General features: G+C 41.6%; 15 protein-coding genes. 10 read left to right on the plus strand and 5 right to left on the minus strand.

The window, feature by feature from the left end:
- Nucleotides 1-3 precede the first annotated feature (3 nt).
- The 4 genes from VK159_RS13845 (at nucleotide 4) to VK159_RS13860 (ending at nucleotide 3,913) form a co-directional block, all read left to right on the plus strand.
- The gene (locus tag VK159_RS13845) at nucleotides 4-1,686 is read left to right on the plus strand and encodes a GMC family oxidoreductase (protein WP_324230744.1); all 1,683 of its coding nucleotides are present in this window, start codon (nucleotides 4-6) and stop codon (nucleotides 1,684-1,686) included.
- A 36-nt stretch (nucleotides 1,687-1,722) separates the two neighbouring features.
- Nucleotides 1,723-2,361: a gluconate 2-dehydrogenase subunit 3 family protein gene (locus VK159_RS13850; protein ID WP_324230745.1), complete on the plus strand. Its 639-nt coding sequence runs from the start codon at nucleotides 1,723-1,725 to the stop codon at nucleotides 2,359-2,361.
- Between the two features lie 112 nt (nucleotides 2,362-2,473).
- Entirely contained in the window at nucleotides 2,474-3,376 is a 903-nt protein-coding gene (locus tag VK159_RS13855; RefSeq protein WP_324230746.1) for a TIM barrel protein, read from the plus strand.
- Between the two features lie 111 nt (nucleotides 3,377-3,487).
- The gene (locus tag VK159_RS13860) at nucleotides 3,488-3,913 is read left to right on the plus strand and encodes a nuclear transport factor 2 family protein (RefSeq protein WP_324230747.1); all 426 of its coding nucleotides are present in this window, start codon (nucleotides 3,488-3,490) and stop codon (nucleotides 3,911-3,913) included.
- Here VK159_RS13860 and VK159_RS13865 read toward each other — a convergent pair whose 3' ends face one another.
- The 3 genes from VK159_RS13865 to VK159_RS13875 form a co-directional block, all read right to left on the minus strand.
- Nucleotides 3,914-4,141 carry a hypothetical protein gene (locus tag VK159_RS13865; protein WP_324230748.1) on the minus strand — a complete coding sequence of 76 codons (228 nt, stop codon included), beginning with the start codon at nucleotides 4,139-4,141 and terminating at the stop codon, nucleotides 3,914-3,916. It lies immediately after the preceding gene.
- A gap of 83 nt (nucleotides 4,142-4,224) precedes the next feature.
- Nucleotides 4,225-4,686, minus strand: coding sequence for a hypothetical protein (locus tag VK159_RS13870; protein ID WP_324230749.1), 462 nt, complete (start codon nucleotides 4,684-4,686; stop codon nucleotides 4,225-4,227).
- Between the two features lie 66 nt (nucleotides 4,687-4,752).
- Nucleotides 4,753-5,523: a glycoside hydrolase family 25 protein gene (locus tag VK159_RS13875; RefSeq protein WP_324230750.1), complete on the minus strand. Its 771-nt coding sequence runs from the start codon at nucleotides 5,521-5,523 to the stop codon at nucleotides 4,753-4,755.
- A gap of 102 nt (nucleotides 5,524-5,625) precedes the next feature.
- On the opposite strand from VK159_RS13875, the gene VK159_RS13880 reads away from it, so the two are divergent.
- The 5 genes from VK159_RS13880 (at nucleotide 5,626) to VK159_RS13900 (ending at nucleotide 11,374) form a co-directional block, all read left to right on the plus strand.
- Nucleotides 5,626-6,753 carry a glycosyltransferase gene (locus tag VK159_RS13880; RefSeq protein ID WP_324230751.1) on the plus strand — a complete coding sequence of 376 codons (1,128 nt, stop codon included), beginning with the start codon at nucleotides 5,626-5,628 and terminating at the stop codon, nucleotides 6,751-6,753.
- A gap of 36 nt (nucleotides 6,754-6,789) precedes the next feature.
- Nucleotides 6,790-7,869, plus strand: a complete 1,080-nt coding sequence (locus VK159_RS13885; RefSeq protein ID WP_324230752.1) for an ABC transporter permease — start codon at nucleotides 6,790-6,792, stop codon at nucleotides 7,867-7,869.
- A gap of 472 nt (nucleotides 7,870-8,341) precedes the next feature.
- Nucleotides 8,342-9,769, plus strand: coding sequence for a regulatory iron-sulfur-containing complex subunit RicT (locus VK159_RS13890; RefSeq protein ID WP_324230753.1), 1,428 nt, complete (start codon nucleotides 8,342-8,344; stop codon nucleotides 9,767-9,769).
- Nucleotides 9,770-9,872: 103 nt separating this feature from the next.
- On the plus strand, nucleotides 9,873-10,454 hold the full coding sequence (locus VK159_RS13895) for a hypothetical protein (protein WP_324230754.1): 582 nt from the start codon (nucleotides 9,873-9,875) through the stop codon (nucleotides 10,452-10,454).
- A 92-nt stretch (nucleotides 10,455-10,546) separates the two neighbouring features.
- Nucleotides 10,547-11,374, plus strand: coding sequence for an alpha/beta hydrolase (locus VK159_RS13900; RefSeq protein WP_324230755.1), 828 nt, complete (start codon nucleotides 10,547-10,549; stop codon nucleotides 11,372-11,374).
- Nucleotides 11,375-11,610: 236 nt separating this feature from the next.
- Here VK159_RS13900 and VK159_RS13905 read toward each other — a convergent pair whose 3' ends face one another.
- On the minus strand, nucleotides 11,611-14,559 hold the full coding sequence (locus tag VK159_RS13905) for a glycoside hydrolase family 3 N-terminal domain-containing protein (protein WP_324230756.1): 2,949 nt from the start codon (nucleotides 14,557-14,559) through the stop codon (nucleotides 11,611-11,613).
- 201 nt (nucleotides 14,560-14,760) lie between these two features.
- Between VK159_RS13905 and mutL the strand changes: the two genes are divergently transcribed.
- On the plus strand, nucleotides 14,761-16,611 hold the full coding sequence (gene mutL, locus VK159_RS13910; RefSeq protein WP_324230757.1) for a DNA mismatch repair endonuclease MutL: 1,851 nt from the start codon (nucleotides 14,761-14,763) through the stop codon (nucleotides 16,609-16,611).
- Here mutL and VK159_RS13915 read toward each other — a convergent pair.
- A complete protein-coding gene (locus VK159_RS13915) occupies nucleotides 16,608-17,942 on the minus strand; it encodes a D-alanyl-D-alanine carboxypeptidase/D-alanyl-D-alanine-endopeptidase (protein WP_324230758.1) in 1,335 nt (444 codons plus the stop codon). The two genes, mutL and VK159_RS13915, sit on opposite strands and share 4 nt — an antisense overlap.
- Nucleotides 17,943-17,967 lie beyond the last annotated feature (25 nt).

Below are 17,967 nucleotides of genomic sequence, written 5' to 3' on the forward strand. Positions count from 1 at the left end.
ATTATGGCAGATAACACATTTGATGCAATTGTAATCGGGTCGGGTATCAGCGGAGGCTGGGCAGCAAAAGAGCTTTGTGAAAAAGGTTTGAAGGTGCTGATGCTGGAGCGTGGTGCAGAGCATAAACATATCACCGATTATAAAACTGCCAACAAAATGCCATGGGAATTTGAACACCGTGGCAAAACAACTTGGCAGCAAAAAGAAGATTATCCTGTTATACACAGAGGATGGGCTGCTAATGAACGTGTAATGGATGCGTGGGCAAATGAAAAAGATTCGCCCTATACAGAAGTTAAACCATTTACCTGGTGGCGCAGCTACCGTATGGGTGGCCGTTCTGTTTTATGGGGACGGCATAGTTATCGCTGGAGCGAACTTGATTTTGAAGCCAATGCTAAAGACGGGTTTGGTATTGATTGGCCTATCCGTTATAAAGACATTGCTCCATGGTATGATCATGTTGAACGGTTTGCAGGTATCAGCGGCTCAGTGGAAGGTTTACCTTATCTCCCCGATGGACAGTTTCTTCCTCCTGTGCCGTTGAACATTGTTGAAAAAGATGTGGCAGCAAAGATCAAAGCGTTTTATAAAGGAGAGCGGCAAATGATCAACAGTCGTGTAGCCAATATTACGGTGCCACACAATGAAAGACCTGGCTGCCAGTTTCGTAACCGTTGCTGGGAAGGTTGTCCTTTTGGTGGTTATTTCAGTACGCAATCTTCAACATTGCCTGCTGCTGTAAGAACAAACAATCTCACTGTTCGTCCATTATCAATTGTAACAAAGATCCTTTACGATAAAGACAAGAAAAAAGCAAGCGGAGTGGAAGTGCTCGATACCATGGATAATAAAACCTATGAGTATAAAGCAAAGATCATTTTCGTTTGTGCATCAGCTTTAAACTCTACCTGGCTTTTATTCAATTCAGCTACTGATATATGGCCGGGTGGTTTAGGCAGCAGTAGCGGTGAGTTGGGACATAATGTAATGGATCATCATTATAATCTTGGTGTAAGCGGCGAAATAGATGGTTATGAAAATGTAACAGAATATGGTCGCCGCCCTGCCGGGTTTTACATCAGCCGTTTTGCCAACACACCGGGTGATAAAAAAAGAAATTTCTTAAGAGGATATGGTTACCAGGGAAGCGCAAGCAGGCAAGGCTGGGGAAGAGTTGTTGCTGAACTTACTATTGGCAGCGAACTGAAAGAAGCACTTACTGAACCCGGCGGATGGCGTATAGGTGCAACAGGCTTTGGAGAAATACTTCCTTATCATGAAAATAAAATTTCACTGGACAAAGAAGTAAAAGACAAATGGGGTTTACCTGTTCTGTCAATGGATGCCGAATTGAAAGAGAACGAAATGAATATGCGTAAGGATATTAAAGAAGATCTGCAGGCAATGTTTGAAGCTGCCGGCGTAAAGAATATATCTTCTTATGATTCAGGGCATGCAATGGGCCATGGTATTCATGAAATGGGAACAGCCCGCATGGGTCGTGATCCCAAAACATCAGTACTTAACGGCAACAACCAGGTATGGGATGCGCCTAACGTTTTTGTTACTGATGGAGCATGTATGACAAGTTCATCCTGCGTAAATCCTTCTTTAACTTATATGGCGTTAACAGCACGTGCTGCTGATTATGCTGTAAGTGAATTAAAAAAAGGTAACTTATAATAATATAATTAAGCAATTTTTAAATCAACTTTTTATATGAATCGTCGTGATCTTCTAAAACAAATAGCATTACTAACCGGTGGTGCAGTAATTGGTGGCGAATTGTTTTTAGCCGGTTGTAAAACCGGGCCAAAAGCAGCAGCAGATTTTTCTGCCGCCAATATTTCGTTGCTCGATGAAGTGGCCGAAACTATTATTCCGGCAACATCAACGCCAGGCGCAAAAGCTGCCAAGGTTGGTGAGTTTATGAAAGTAATGGTTACAGATTGTTACACCCAACGCCAGCAGGATGCATTCATGAGTGGCATTGGCGAGTTAGATGCTGCCTGTGAAAAAATGCACAGTAAATCATTTATGGAATGTACACCTGAACAACGCAATGCATTACTGGTTAGTTTAGAAAAAGAAGCAAAAGAGTTTAACCAGAAGCGTGACGAGGCTGATAAACCGCTTCGTGAAGAACATAAGAAGAAGAACGAAGCATTGGCGTGGAAAGATCAAAAAGAATTTGAAGGCGCACCAAGTCATTATTATACCATGATGAAACAATTAACCCTGCTTGGTTTCTTTACATCAAAAACCGGTATGACAGAAACATTACGTCATGTGCCTATACCCGGCAAATACGATGGTAATCTTGCCTACAATAAAGGAGATAAGGCCTGGGCGGAATAAGGAACAAAGCAACGGCTTAATTCCTGCAACCGTCTTTCAACAGTAAACGCTTACTTTAAACATACACTTCCGCTAAATGAATGTTTAGCGGAAGTTTTTAATCTTACAAAACATGGCTTACAATCGCAGATCATTCTTAAAAACTTCGGCAGCAGCCACTGCGGGTATTTCACTGGCAGGTTTGCCGTTAATTTCATGTGCAACTAAATCACTGGCTGATACAAAGAAGTATGGTCTTCAGTTGTACACTGTGCGTAATGATGTGGCAAAAAATCTTGCAGGTACACTTGACTATGTTGCCAAAGCCGGTTATTCGCAAATAGAATTATATGGGTTTGATGGTACCAACTTCTTTGGAAAATCTCCAAAGGAATTCAAAGCTATGTTTGATGGATTGAAACTAACATCACCCAGCGGTCATTATAATTTCGGACCGGTGTTACAAAGTGGTAATCTTGATTTCTGGAAAAAAGTGCTGGATGCAGCCAACATCATGGGGAATGAATATGCTACTGTTCCTTGGTTAGATGCAAATCAACGTGGCGCCGATACACTTCCAAAATTGGTGGAGCTGGTAAATAAAGCCGCCGAACTTACAAAAGCAGCAGGTATGAAACTGGCTTATCATAACCATGATTTTGAATTCAAGAAAATCGATAATGGTAAATCTTTCCTGCAAACATTGTTAGATGGTACCGATCCTTCTATGGTTGATTTTGAATTGGATATTTACTGGTCATCTTTTATGAATGAAGATGCTGTGGAATGGTTCAACAAATATCCCGGTCGCTTCACCATGTGGCATGTAAAAGATCTTACTGTTAATAAAGAAGGGAAAAAAGAAAGTACACAGGTTGGTGATGGCACAATTGATTTCAGCAAAATTTTTGAACACAAGAAACACGCAGGACTTAAATATGCATTTGTTGAGCAGGAAGCATATACAATGCCCGAAGAAGAGTGCATTAAGAAAAGCATTGCTTACATGAAGAAGAAAAACTGGGGTAACGGTTGATCTTTGTTCATCAATGATGCAAAGCACAGGACAAACGCCTGTGCTTTTTTATTTACGGTCAGTTCATAAAATTCGTGTAATTGGTGGCTTCATTTTTACTACATTCAAATTATGAAACAACTATTCTTCCTTTTCTTGCTGATTACAGCAATCAGTTCAAACGCACAAACAAAAGATGAGCAACGCATCCTTTCCATACTTGACGCACAAACCAACTACTGGAATGCAGGTGATCTTGAAAATTTTATGAAAGGCTACTGGAAAAGTGATTCACTTATGTTCATCGGCAAGAGCGGTGTTACGTACGGTTACAACAATACATTAGAGAATTACCGCAAAGGATATCCCAACAGGGATGCCATGGGTATACTCAAGTTCAATATCCTGAAAGTAGAAAAGATATCGACTGATGCATACTTTGTTGTGGGCAAGTGGCATTTAACAAGAGAGAAAGTTGGTGATGTTGAAGGACATTACACCCTACTGTTTAGAAAGATAAAAGGTGAGTGGGTGATTGTGGCTGATCATAGCAGCTGATCACATCTTCCCCTTCCACAACTTGTAATAGAAATAGATGAGCCCTGCAAACGAAGCAAGAAAAACAATGTAGTAAATGATATTGCCAATACCGGGGCTGCCTTCAAAGAAACCCCAGTTGAGATATAAACCAAAGGTCATGTGCAGTAACAGAAAAAGTATGCCCATTGAAACCGTTTGAACGATCCGCTTCAAAAAATCCTGGGCTTCCGGTTCCATACCACTCATAGCAAGTAAATTTTAAGGAAAGTTACGAACATAAAAAATGCTGTTGCACAAGAGTACAACAGCATAAATATGATTTTGTTTTGTTACAGCGTAAAACGAATGGCAAAACCACCCCAGTTACCATAAAAGCCGTTGCGGTCAGCACCACCTAATTCAAAAGCTGGTTGCCAATCGAGCGCAAGATTCAATGGAATATTACTGAATTTATAATCAATACCCACAACACCATCAATACCCACTGCAGTAGAGTTTTTGTATAAACTTACGTGCGCACCAGGTCCTACATACCATTTCAACGACCCTTCTGTACTCAGGTTACCGTGAAATTCATACAAGCCCGTAATGCGTGTACCAAACCGATCGAAATAACCGACAAGCTCTATTGCATTATTCTCCTTAATAAATGTTTTGATGGATACGCCGGCACCTGCCCACACTTTTACACCAATGGCTGTTTTATATTCGGTACTATTGGCGGTGCTGTTCTGTGCCAATACAACATTAAGCGATGCTGCAAATAAGAGAGAGAGTAAGATTTTTTTCATCTGTCTGATTTTTTAAATTGATTGTTCCTTTAGACGCTTTTATAAATACGGATGTTGCAAAAATAGTTATTTCAACAGCAGATTTTCAAATTGAGTACTATCACCACTGAATACATTAAAATCAACTTTACCGGCAATACCATTTACACGACCGCTTTCGCTGTGTTGCCAGAAATGCCAATCACGTTCAATACGTGGTGCAACCGGACGAAGATAATGCGCCACCCACAATGGATAATCATCAAATTCTTCTTTTAAGTATTGTTTGTAAAAATCAGAGTTGGTATAAATAATCGGTTTTACTCCATAGGCCAATTCGGCAGCATACAAAAAAGCTTTTACCCTTTGTTGTAAAACCGTTTTGCTAACACCATAGGTTTGTTCCACATCAAGCACAGGCGGGAGATCTCCTTTCGACAATTTTACAGATTGCACAAAATTTCTTGCCTGCACAGTTCCATCCTTTGTAGCAATAAAGAAATGATAAGCGCCACGTGTCATGCCCGCTTCTTTTGCTTTGCGCCAGTTACGTTTAAAATGAGAATCGATGCTGCTGTTTCCTTCCGTTGCTTTTATAAATGCAAAACTGATCTTTATCCCTTCAACGTTCATGCCTTTCACTGCATCCCAATTTATGGTCTGTTGGTAGCGACTTACATCAATACCATGCATGGTATAATTCGTAGGAACAGCTATTCCAAACTCACGGTAGCGGATCATGCCTGCCTGCCGCTCGAGCCACCAGTTGCGGATATACAAAAATGCACCGCCTGCAAAAACAAGAGCCATGATAATAACAGGGAGATAGCGAAGTGATTTCTTTTTCTTGCGGGCCATAAACGGTTGCAAATCTAATTTCAACAAACAGAAAAACAGACGATCAGCAGGTTTTTAATTTTTTATTGGCGATTGGTTGCCGCAGCATTGTTATTTTGCAGCATGCTGTGGCTGCTGCTTATACTTTTACTGTTAGTTCCTTATTCAATCCTGTTGCTGCTGTATCGGTACTGGTGGAGTAAATGTGTAACACGCAACGTTCCAGCATCGTTTGTTCCAGCCACATCTTTTAGCATTCTTATCCCCGCACGCAACGAAGAAAAAAATATTGTTGATTGTCTCCAAAGCATTCAGCAATTAAACTATCCGACAGAGTTGATCGAAGTAATTGTGATCGATGATTTCAGCGATGATGCAACTGTTGCAATTGCAAAGCAATTTTCAGCTGTACAGGTGATTGAGTTGAAAGAGCTGGTAAAAGAAAAGATCAACTCTTATAAAAAGAAAGCTATTGAAGCGGGTGTTGAAAAAGCAACAGGCAAGTACATTGTTACGACCGATGCAGATTGTACTGTTCCGAACAACTGGCTGCGCAACTTTGCTTACATCATTGAACAACAGTCAACGGTTTTTATTGCAGCACCTGTTGCGATGAAAGAAGAAAGTTCATTCATCAAAGTATTTCAGTCGCTCGATTTTTTAACACTGCAGGGAATTACAGCGGCTTCTGTTGCTGCAGGTTTTCACAGTATGTGCAATGGCGCTAATCTTTGTTACAGCAAAGAAGCATTTTATACAGTTGATGGTTTTAAAGGAGTGGACCATATTGCCAGTGGTGATGATATGCTGCTAATGCATAAACTGTACAGCCATTTTCCAACTGAAGTACATTATTGCAAAGCAGCAGACAGTATTGTGCTCACCAATCCTGTTGAAACGGTAAGTGAATTTTTCCGTCAGCGGATACGCTGGGCCAGCAAAGCCGATCAATATGATGATAAACGTATCTTCTGGGTATTGCTGTTGGTATATCTGCTCAATGTATTCTTTGTTGTTCTTTTTGTGGCTGCCTGTTTCAACAGCAGTTTATGGATGCTGTTTGCAGGAAGTTTACTCTTCAAAACAATCATTGAACTTATTTTTCTGATACCTGTAGCCGGTTTCTTTCACAAGGAAAAACTGTTGTGGTGGTTTCCGCTTGCACAGCCTTTTCATATTGTGTACACGGTTATTGCAGGTTGGTTGGGTAAGTTTGGCAAGTATGAATGGAAAGGAAGAACAGTGAAGTAAGTCACGGAACTGGCAGCAAAGCTTTATTTTTATTCAATGTCCAACACAGAATATTCCTTTACAAAGATCTTCTGGAAAAAACTACGCCGGAACAAAGGTGCTGTTTTCGGCTTAAGCATTATTGTGCTGGCATTATTGACTGCTGTGTTTGCCTATATCCTTGCGCCCGATGCCACACCCGATGCAAACAGGATCATTGTTGAGATTGCTGCAAAGAAGCCCGGTTATAAACAGCAGTTCATTAAAATTGAACGTGAGCAGCAGAACAATTCGTCGTTCTCTGATCTTTTCTTTGGGGCAGAAGATCAGTATCAATACATTCCTATCAGCTCTTATAAGCAAATTGAAAATCGTTATGATGTTGAGAAGTTTGTTGATGAAGGCGTAACTGAGCCGTTGACATTTCGTTTTACTGGTCAGCAAAATAAGAGCCCGATCGTTACCAAAACCTTCTGGCTTGGTACCGATAAATTCGGCCGGGATATTTTAAGCCGGCTTATTGTTGGTGTGCGGGTGAGTTTAAGCGTGGGCCTAATTGCCGTAGCCATTTCGCTCACCGTCGGCATTTTTCTTGGTGCAGTTGCCGGTTATTTCCGTGGCTGGATCGATGAAGCTATTCTTTGGCTCATCAATGTAGTGTGGAGCATCCCCACTTTATTACTCGTGTTTGCCATTACGCTGGCTTTGGGTAAAGGTTTCTGGCAGGTGTTCATTGCAGTTGGCTTAACGCTTTGGGTGAATGTTGCCCGCTTGGTTCGTGGCCAGGTGCTCAGCATCCGTGAGCTTAATTATATTGAAGCCACCAAGGCCATGGGTTTTTCGCATGCCCGTACCATTTTCAAACATATTCTGCCAAACATCATGGGTCCGGTGATCGTGATTGCGGCCAGCAATTTTGCGAGTGCCATCGTGATTGAAGCAGGTTTGAGTTTCCTGGGAGTTGGCGTGCAGGCACCGCAACCCAGTTGGGGTCTCATGATCAAAGAGAACTATAACTTTATTATCACCAATAATCCAATGCTGGCCATTGCGCCGGGCATTGCCATTATGTTGCTGGTGCTGGCCTTTAACTTGCTGGGTAATGGGTTGAGGGATGTGCTGGATGTGAGGAGTTGATCTTTTGCCATTCCGTGGCACGAGGAATCTGCCCTGTATCATTTACAACTCTCTCCAATAGATCCTCCTTCGTCGGGATGACAGACTGAGCCGCCAATCCTTATTGCTGTTAGCTTTCCCGATAAATCCCTATTTTTGATGGAATTGACCTGTGGTAAAGGATTTGAGAACAGAAAAGGTCAACCATTGAAGAAGGATTTTGTGAGTGAGCTTTTGAATGACTGATCGTCTTTTGTTGCGTCGCATGCAGACGCTTTCGGTCTGCATCGAGACAGAATCGTCTCGACTCTTGTACTTGATTGTTCGTTGCTTTTTGCAATGATCTTCAACATATCTACTGAATTTCAGGCTTTAACAGCTGAATAGCCAACAAAGCGTACAAGTGAGTGACACAACCAAAGCTTCATAGACATTCCTCAGCTTATCCCATCCTCTCTTCTTCTTATTATTAACTTTTTAATCTCTCATAATAATGAGTTGTACAAGTTGTAGTACGGGTAAACCGGGCGGTTGCAAAAGCAACGGTGGCTGCAGCACAGGCGGCTGTAACCGGTTAAATGTGCACGATTGGCTGGCGAACCTGCCATTCAGCGACCCCGACAGCGATTGCCGCATTGTGGAAGTAACTTTCAATAACGGAAGCCGGAAAGAATTTTACCGTAACAATACCTTACAAACTTTCACCAAAGGCGACATGGTGGCGGTGGAAGGTGTAAGTGGTTTTGATGTTGGTATGGTAAACATCAGCGGTGAGTTGGTGCGTTTGCAGATGAAGAAAAAGGGTGTGAAAGAAGATAACCCGGAAATTAAAAAGATCATGCGCCGTGCCAACGAAATGGATCTGCAGAAATGGAGAGAAAGCAAAGAGCGGGAAAAACCTACACAGGTTAGGGCAAGAGCTATTATTATTCAGCTGAACCTGGATATGAAACTGATTGAGGTGGAATTCCAGGCTGATGGACGAAAAGCTACGTTTTATTACACTGCCGAAGACCGTGTTGATTTCCGTGAATTGATCAAGATCTATGCGAGTGAATTTAAGATAAAAGTGGAGATGAAGCAGATCGGTATTCGCCAGGAAGCAGCCAAGATCGGTGGTATCGGCAGTTGCGGCAGAGAGCTTTGCTGCAGCAGCTGGCTCAGCGATTTCAAAAGTGTGACCACTACGATTGCCCGTTACCAGAATCTCACCATCAATCAAACAAAACTCAGCGGCCAATGCGGTCGTTTGAAATGCTGTTTGAATTATGAACTGGATACCTACCTCGATGCGTTGCAACATTTCCCGAATAATGCTGATACGTTAGAGCTTAGTCGTGGTACAGCACAGCTCATTAAAAAAGATATTTTCAAAAACCTGATGTGGTATGTGTTGCCCGACAGCAATAAACAATACCCAGTTCCTATTGAACGTGTAAAGGAGATCAGGTTTATGAATGTGAAAGGCCAACGTCCTGATGAATTAGGTGCCATTGAACTTTCACCTGCAAAAGCTGAAGAGAAAGAACATGCACATGTTGAGTTGGTTGGACAGATCAGCTTGCGCACGCTGGAACGTAACAGCAAAAAACGTAAAGACAAAGAGCGTTCGCAACAGCAGAAACAACAGGGCGGAGGACAGCAAGGACAACAACGTCCGCCACAACAACAAAGACAACAGCAGCAACAGCGGCCACCGCAACAGCAACGTGGCCAACAGGGGCAAGGCGGTCAGCAAAATAAACAAGGTGGACAAGGGCAGCAACGTCCGCCACAACAAAGACAACAGCAGCAACAGCGACCACCGCAACAGCAGCGTGGCCCGCAGCAACAACGCCCGCCGCAGAACAAACCACCTCAACAAAACAGGCCGCAAATCGAAAAGAAAAAAGATCCGCCGCCGCAAAACGATAATGCATAAGCAAACAAAACCCCAACTCTCGTTGGGGCTTTTTGTTTTACCACACTTCTCATTTCGTTAACAGCTGCACACAGTGTTAGTGAATAAATTAGTATAAAAAACTATGAAACATTTTCTACACCTCTTAGTACTGTCTCCGTTTTTTTGTAATGCACAAAACGATAGTATTATTGAATACAGCAAACTGGTAAAGATGACCATGCAGCCGGGCATATTTGTAAAGCTGCATTACGATACCATCGGTTCAACTGAAGATGTACATATTGGATTAATTACCGCCACTTCTTTAAAAGATGGCTCAGCTGAACGTTCTGTTTGTTTTACAAGCAATGGATTCTTAAGCAATACAATTCTTTTTAATGAGCGAAACATACAGATAGCGGTTGAAGATCTTTCAGCATTTATAGATGCACTTGTTGTATTTAATGTTGAAACTGATCTCAACAATACTAGAGCTGTTGAAAAATACCGATATGTTTCGTCCAACTTCACTGTATTAGAAATGCAAAACCGTCATGTTAATACCAGGCGTTGGGATATTAATCTCTACGCCCGCTACCGGAACATCAATGCACCGGTGCCCGGCATGGTGCTGACGATCAATCAAAAGAATATTGGCAGCATGCTCACCATTCTTCAGAAATTAAAAAAGGACCTGGGTGATGACCTTTATAAAAAACTATAACGATGTTTGGCAGAAGTGAAACGCAACATCCTGCCTGCTGATATTTTTCATAACTTACTTAAACTATGCCACGCTGGATGAAACGCTCCTTTATGGTTCTCGGAATTATTTTATTGCTCTGGCTTGTTATGGCACAAAGCTGTATGAAAATGCGCATGAGCGATAGTAAAGCCAAACTGCAATTTGAAGAAGCTGGCGTGCAGCTAAAAACACCTGTTAAGACGATCAATGGCTTTCCGTTGCATTATGCACAAACCGGGAGCGATACATTACCTACCTTGTTATTTGTACATGGTACTCCCGGGAGTTGGGATGCATTTGCTGCTTACCTGCGCAACAAAGAATTGCTGCAACACTATCGGATCATTTCCATTGATCGTCCAGGTTTTGGTTACAGCGATTTTGGTAATGCCATGAATTTAACTGAACAAACAACCATCATCAGTGAATGGATGGATTCTGTATATAACAACAAACCATTTATCATCATTGGTCATAGTCTTGGCGGACCAATGACCATTAAACTTGCAGCAGCACGACCACAATACACAAAAGCGTTGGTAATACTCGCAGGTTCGCAAGACCCCGCAGCAGAAAAGCCTGAGAAGTGGCGGCCCGTTTTATTTAAAACCCCGCTGAACTATTTAGTGCCCGGTGCCATGCGGCCAAGTAATGAAGAACTATGGTATTTGAAAAAAGACCTGGTTGATATGAAACCAGAATATGAAAAGGTCACTTGTCCTGTTTATATTTTACACGGAACAAAAGACATCCTTGTTCCATACAGCAATGTGGCTTACACCCAACAGATGCTCACGAAAACAGATTCAGTGTTTGTTACCACATTCGAAAAAGAAAATCATTTTATTGTGTGGACGAGGGAGAAAGAGATTGTGGAATTGTTGATGAAGTTGAAGTGAGATGTCATCCCGAGGAACAAGGGATCTGACGGGCAGTAGTACATCATTTCAACGGATCCCTCATACGTCGGAATGACAGCAGATTTTCATCGGTGTGCGTCATGTCGACGAAGGAGACATCTCTGAATAATTTTCAAGTCACATTTTATCTGAGTAATTGCAACATACTTACGATGTAGAGATGTCTCGTACCTCGACATGACGATCGAAGAGTTTGAGCCAATGATGCATCATAATTATTCAGGAGTCGATTTCTCCAACAACACCTTATACAACGCATCCTGAATCTTCCCTCTCACATTCATCGTTAACAATTTTGTATTTGTTCCGCCTTCGGGATGCACACGGTTGCTTAAAAAGATATACACGATCTTATTCTCAGGATCGGCCCACACCCCGGTGCCGGTATAACCTGTATGCCCAAACGTTGAAGGTGATACACTTAATGCCGGATAAGGATCTTTTCGTGTAAGGTTATCTTTCTCAGGTTTGTCAAAGCCCAATCCTCTTCTGCTGATCTCACTGCCGTATGCAATAAATTTCTGCACCGTTTCCGGTTTAAAGAATGTTTGCTGTCCGATAGTACCACCGTTGTTCAACATTTGTAAGATCACTGCCAACTCATACGCTGTGCTGAACAATCCTGCATGTCCTGCAATGCCACCAAACATAGCTGCACCGGGATCATGCACATCACCTCTTAATAACTGCCGGCGAAACTGCACTTCACGTTCGGTTGGTACAATTCGGTTAACAGGCATGCGCTGCAACGGCAGAAATCCTGATGATTCTAAATGCAATGGTTCATAAAATGTTTTACGTACATATTCATCGAGCGTCATACCTGTAAGTTGCTCAACAACTTTTCCGAGAAAGATAAAATCATTATCACTGTACACATATTTACCATACGGTCCCATTTCACTTTGCAGAATACGTTGATACATGGTATCACGCCAGTCATTCCTCATATAAAAAGTGTCGGCCACACGAATGTTATAATCTTCACTCGGTCCGTTTGTATATAATTGTGCAGAAGGAATGCCGCTGTTTGTATCAATGGTTTCTTTGTAAAAAGGAATCCATGATTTTAAACCGGCCTGGTGTAGCAATATATCTTCAATGAGCAGATCCTGTTTATTTGTACCATTTACCCACGGAATATAATCGCCCAATCGCTTTTTAAGATCGATCTTTCCTTCTTCGTACAACTTCATGACTGAAATAGTGGTTGCACAGATCTTTGTTACCGATGCCATATCAAACACCGATTCCAATGTCATTGGTTCTTGCTGCTCATATGTATAATAACCATAAGCTTTTTCAAACATGATCTTGCCGTCTTTCACTGCCATCACCACACAACCGGGCATTGCTTTTTTCTGAATGGCATCTGCTACAATTGAATCGACTGTTACAAACTTTGATTCATCCAATAAATTGCGTTGCAGATCACCCATGGCAGGCATCATGTATTCAAGCCCTGTTCCGTATTTAATATTGTCGCATACTGTAACAGGAAGTTTGCCTGTTGGTCGTTGTTTACCGATCAACACATCAAAAGCAGCAGCTTGGGTATGAGCATCATCTTCGTAACAAACCACGCTTGTCTTTACATCACAGAAATTTTTCAATGCATATGGATTGCCAAACATGAGCAAAGCAGATTGTGGTAATTCTGATAAACGTCTTGCTAATTGTAAAGCTGATGCACTGATGCCGAAATTATTCTGTGGTCTGCGGCTGTAATTATGCATGCCAATTACCACATGACTGTAATTCTGTTTGATCAATTCAACCAATGATAAGATCCGTCCGGCATCACTTTTATAAGAGAAGAAAAAGATGTCTGCCTTCAGTTCATCCTTCATCTTTTGCGTAATAAAATTCGATGTAGTTGCACCAATAGCTATATAGGCGATCTTCTTTTCTGTATTGGTTGCTTTTCCCATAAAAGATAAAGCAGCTGAAGAAAGCGGCAACAGGCTTTGATCATTCTTTACAAGTGTTACCGAACGCTGAGCGATCAGTTTACGGATAGCTTCTGTACTGCTGTTAAGATCACTCACCAGGTTATTGGTATCGATCGGTTTTACTTCACCCAAACCATATAAATATTTCGCCATCAATACACGGTGTACACGACTATTCAGATCATCCCAACTCAACTTTTTCTTTTTGATGGCTGCTTTAATTTTTTTAATAGCAGCAGGAATATCAGAAGGCAAACACAAAAGATCATTTCCTGCGATCAGTGATTGCACACTGGCTGCACCATCAGGATAAAACTTTTTCACGCCCTGCATTTCCAATGCATCAGTGAACGTAAGACCTTTGTAACCGAGTTCTTCACGCAACAACTTTGTTACGTTGTTGTATGATAAAGATGTTGCCTGGTTTTTTGTATTGTCAATTGCAGGAATATACAAGTGACCGATCATCACGCTCCCAACACCGTTTTCAAAAATTTCACGGAAGGGATAAAGTTCCAATGAATCAAGTTGCTGTTTTGTTTTGTTGATGATGGGCAGATCGTAATGGCTATCTGTTTCTGTATCACCATGACCGGGAAAATGTTTGGCACAAGCCATCACACCCATGTCCTGCATACCCTTCATCACCTGCACACCAAACAATGCCACTTTGTAACGGTCTTCACCAAAAGAACGATCATTGATCACGGGATTGTTTGGATTATTATTGACATCAACAACAGGTGCAAAGTTTACCTGTATGCCTATGCGCTTGCATTGTTCGCCTAATATTTTTCCATAATCGTATGCAATTGCTGCATCCTGCACCGCACCCAACATTAATTGTCGGGGTAACGATACCACACTATCCAAACGCATACCTAAACCCCACTCACCGTCAATGGTGATCATCAAAGGTGTTTTTGCAATGCTTTGATAGAAGTTGGTAAGATTAGCCTGGCGAACCGGACCACCCTGGAAGAAACAAAGTCCGCCTACATTGTATTTCCGGATAAGATCGGTTACCTGTTTTACATGCGCCGCTCCAAGATTACTGTGGGCACGAATGATCATTAATTGAGCAATACGCTGATCGTTGTTAAGGGTTTGCATCACACTATCGGCCCAACGTTTGGCAAGTTCCTGTTTCGATTGCGAATAACTGAGAGAAATGGCCGCAATGCCCGCCAGTATAAGGATTAATTTTTTCATGTGAGAATTATTATTGTCATTTGGCCACATAGTTTAACCATAAAAATTGCCATCTCAGTGTGCAAAATAAGCCTGCCAATTTTTTATGGTTATTTCATGTAAGTTTTCTGCTTTTTTCGATCCGCTTAAAGGTAACGAATTATCCTTCGACGGTTGGTTGAGTTAACGTAAATTTGCCATTTCAAAAACACAGAAGCGTACGTGCCGGATATCATTCAATTATTGCCCGATCATATTGCAAACCAGATTGCAGCAGGTGAGGTTATTCAACGCCCTGCCAGTGCAGTGAAAGAATTGCTGGAGAATGCAGTTGATGCGGGTGCAACAGAAATACAACTCATCATTAACGATGCAGGCAAGCAACTGTTGCAGGTAATTGATAATGGCGGCGGCATGAGCGAAACTGATGCACGCATGGCTTTTGAACGCCACGCCACTTCCAAGATCAAAGAAATTGATGATCTCTTCCGCATTAAAACAATGGGCTTTCGTGGTGAAGCACTTGCTTCTATTGCAGCCGTTGCACAAGTGGAAGTAAAAACCAAACGTGCAGAAGATACAGCCGGTACTTATATTGAAATTGAAAACAGCGTGGTAAAAAAGCAGGAACCTGTTGCAACAATCAACGGTACCAGCATTGCCATGAAGAATTTATTCTTCAATGTTCCGGCACGCAGGAATTTCTTAAAAAGTAATGCAGCGGAAATGCGTCACATTGTGGATGAGTTCATTCGTGTGAGCATGGCTTATCCTGATATTTTCTTTTCGCTTACAGCAAACGGGCAACAGATGTTTCACCTCGACAGAGGCACATTGAAACAACGTATTGTTCAGTTGCTCGGCAATCAATACAATGCAAAATTGGTTTCGGTTGAAGAGCAAACGGATTACATGAATATCTATGGCTTTATCGGCAAACCAGATACAGCCAAGAAAACAAGAGGTGATCAATACTTTTTTGTGAACCATCGTTTTATTAAAAGTGCTTATCTCAATCATGCTGTAGCCGGTGCTTTCCAGGAAATGATCGCCACAGATAGTTTTCCAACTTATGTGTTGTTTATTGATTTGGATCCTGCGCAGGTTGACATTAATGTACATCCAACAAAACAGGAAATAAAATTTGAAGATGAAAAGATCGTGTATGCATTTGTACAATCGGCGGTAAAACATGCATTGGCACAGTTCAGCATTACGCCTACATTGGATTTTGATCTTGATCCAACCATTCAACATCTTGATGCAGTAAGCAAACCATTTACAAGCGAACAGAAATCACAGGCGTCTTCTTCATCGCTGTACAACACGTTCACACAAAAACATGCAGCACATAAAATTGATCCGCAGCAGAAGAGTGAATTGAAACATTGGCGGGATTTTTATGAACCATCAAAGGCAAACAGGCAAGAGGCAATAGGCAATGAGCAACAGACCGTTGGTACGTCTGCAGATTTTTCAGCGATCAGTCAATCAACGGTTTTTATACCAGAGCAGGATTTTTCGCAGCAACATAATACCTACATTCTTGCATCAACAGCAAAAGGCATGTTGATCATTCATCAGCAGAATGCACATGAGCGTGTGTTGTATGAACGTTATCTGGCAGCAGCAGATGGGAAGCCCATTGCTGCACAACGAAGTTTGTTTCCTTCCACGTTACATCTTTCAACTGCTGATGCTGTTTTGTTAGGTGAATTAAGTGATGAACTGAAACAACTTGGTTATTTGATTGAACCGTTTGGAAAAGATACGTTCGTCATTCAAGGTACACCTGCAGATGTGGAACAAGGCAATGAAGCAATGGCGATTGAGTTATTGCTTGAACAGTTCAAACATTACACCAGCGACTTGAAATTTTCCAAGCGTGAAAAGCTCATCCGCTCATTGGCGAAACAACACAGTATTAAGGCCGGTCGTTCGCTTACACAAAAAGAAATGAAACAGTTGGTGGAAGATCTGTTCAACTGTGCACAACCAAACTCAACCTCTAATGGGTTTCCTGTTTACATGGAAATTAAAAAAGATGAGTTGGAGAAACAGTTTGGACGTTAATTCTCCCGTCTCACCTGTTGTAAAAATTTCTCTACCGCTCTTCGCACATTTGGTGCCGAGGTGTTGTGATTATTAACAATAACCGAAAATACCAGCAACTTATTTTTTGGCGTGATGAGAAAACCACTCAATGCTAAATGCCCGGTTAATGAACCTGTCTTAGCAAAAATTAATCCTGTTTCATCTTTATAATAATTACGCAATGTGCCTGTGTTACCTGTCGGCAGAATTGTTTTCAATCGTTCCAAACCAAACTCATCTTTCATCTTTATCAACAGCCAAACAAAATCTTCCGGTGTAAATAGGTTGTATCTGCTCAGCCCGCTACCATCAACCCATTTTGGTTTTTGTGGAAAGCCGCTTAAATCAGTCTTCAGTAAATGAGCGATCAGTTTCTGTTCGTCCATTTCAGCAAACAGTTGATTGCTCACCATCATCAGCGTTTGTTCCGCAAAGAAATTATCGCTGCGGTGCATGAGTGGTTTGAACATCGAATCAACCGGCTGCGAATAAATTACTTCCGGGTTTGAAATTTTAAAACCTTCTGCTGTGATGGTTTGATGCACAGTATCTTTTAATAACTCCAATGCCGATTGTAATCCATTCGTTACAAACGGCACTTCCAGTTCTTTCTTCAACTCTTTTCCTTCGGTGATCGTGTATTTGTTTTCAGTGCGTGGACGGGTTACATCAAACGACGTGGTCTTGCCTGTTTTAAATTGTACATCCCAGTTTACTTCAGGGTCGGTAAAAACAATGCCCGATGTATCCATCTTCCCATCACGTTCTTCAACATTCCGTTGCTGGATCCATTTAATATAGTTACCATACACCGGCAGCGGACTACGTTCCGTCATATAATAACCGAGATAATCATCCCATGCCCAACCATAACCAAGCGCTTCTGCTTTCCAGTTGCTGTTATTAATGACGATCGGCTTGGTTTGCTTCTTTAAAAAATCAACAACGGGTTGTGTTTTATAATCAACATGCAACAATGTTGGATCGCCTGTTGGTTGAATGTATAAGGTGTCATTTTCTTCTTTGTATTGCAATCCGGGAAGTTGTGTCCCGAGATATTTCATACCTGCATACAACGTAGGCAGTTTGATATTGCTCGCCGGTACAAAATATTTATTGCTGTTGTATTGATGAAGATAGGTTCCGGTTTCAGTATCATATACCGCAATACCTACAAATGCATTCGTTAATGCAGAATCAGCAATGAGTTGCTTTTGTAAAGGCGAAACTCTTGTCTGTTTTTGCGTTGTGCAGGAAAACAGGAAGACAGAAATAAAAAGAAAGCCTATGCTTTTTTTAACGGAGAACATCAGCACTTGTTTTATGACTAAATAT

The sequence above is a fragment of the Lacibacter sp. genome, assembly GCF_035299325.1.
Lineage (GTDB): Bacteria > Bacteroidota > Bacteroidia > Chitinophagales > Chitinophagaceae > Lacibacter.

Bases quoted from the DNA above. Each gene is read 5' to 3' on its own strand.
- VK159_RS13905 (WP_324230756.1), bottom strand. From the start codon at position 14,559: ATGAAAAAATTAATCCTTATACTGGCGGGCATTGCGGCCATTTCTCTC.
- VK159_RS13885 (WP_324230752.1), top strand. From the start codon at position 6,790: ATGTCCAACACAGAATATTCCTTTACAAAGATCTTCTGGAAAAAACTA.
- VK159_RS13890 (WP_324230753.1), top strand. From the start codon at position 8,342: ATGAGTTGTACAAGTTGTAGTACGGGTAAACCGGGCGGTTGCAAAAGC.
- VK159_RS13850 (WP_324230745.1), top strand. From the start codon at position 1,723: ATGAATCGTCGTGATCTTCTAAAACAAATAGCATTACTAACCGGTGGT.
- VK159_RS13915 (WP_324230758.1), bottom strand. From the start codon at position 17,942: ATGTTCTCCGTTAAAAAAAGCATAGGCTTTCTTTTTATTTCTGTCTTC.
- VK159_RS13865 (WP_324230748.1), bottom strand. From the start codon at position 4,141: ATGAGTGGTATGGAACCGGAAGCCCAGGATTTTTTGAAGCGGATCGTT.
- VK159_RS13900 (WP_324230755.1), top strand. From the start codon at position 10,547: ATGGTTCTCGGAATTATTTTATTGCTCTGGCTTGTTATGGCACAAAGC.
- VK159_RS13895 (WP_324230754.1), top strand. From the start codon at position 9,873: ATGAAACATTTTCTACACCTCTTAGTACTGTCTCCGTTTTTTTGTAAT.
- VK159_RS13875 (WP_324230750.1), bottom strand. From the start codon at position 5,523: ATGGCCCGCAAGAAAAAGAAATCACTTCGCTATCTCCCTGTTATTATC.
- VK159_RS13860 (WP_324230747.1), top strand. From the start codon at position 3,488: ATGAAACAACTATTCTTCCTTTTCTTGCTGATTACAGCAATCAGTTCA.
- VK159_RS13855 (WP_324230746.1), top strand. From the start codon at position 2,474: ATGGCTTACAATCGCAGATCATTCTTAAAAACTTCGGCAGCAGCCACT.
- VK159_RS13845 (WP_324230744.1), top strand. From the start codon at position 4: ATGGCAGATAACACATTTGATGCAATTGTAATCGGGTCGGGTATCAGC.
- VK159_RS13880 (WP_324230751.1), top strand. From the start codon at position 5,626: ATGCTGTGGCTGCTGCTTATACTTTTACTGTTAGTTCCTTATTCAATC.
- VK159_RS13870 (WP_324230749.1), bottom strand. From the start codon at position 4,686: ATGAAAAAAATCTTACTCTCTCTCTTATTTGCAGCATCGCTTAATGTT.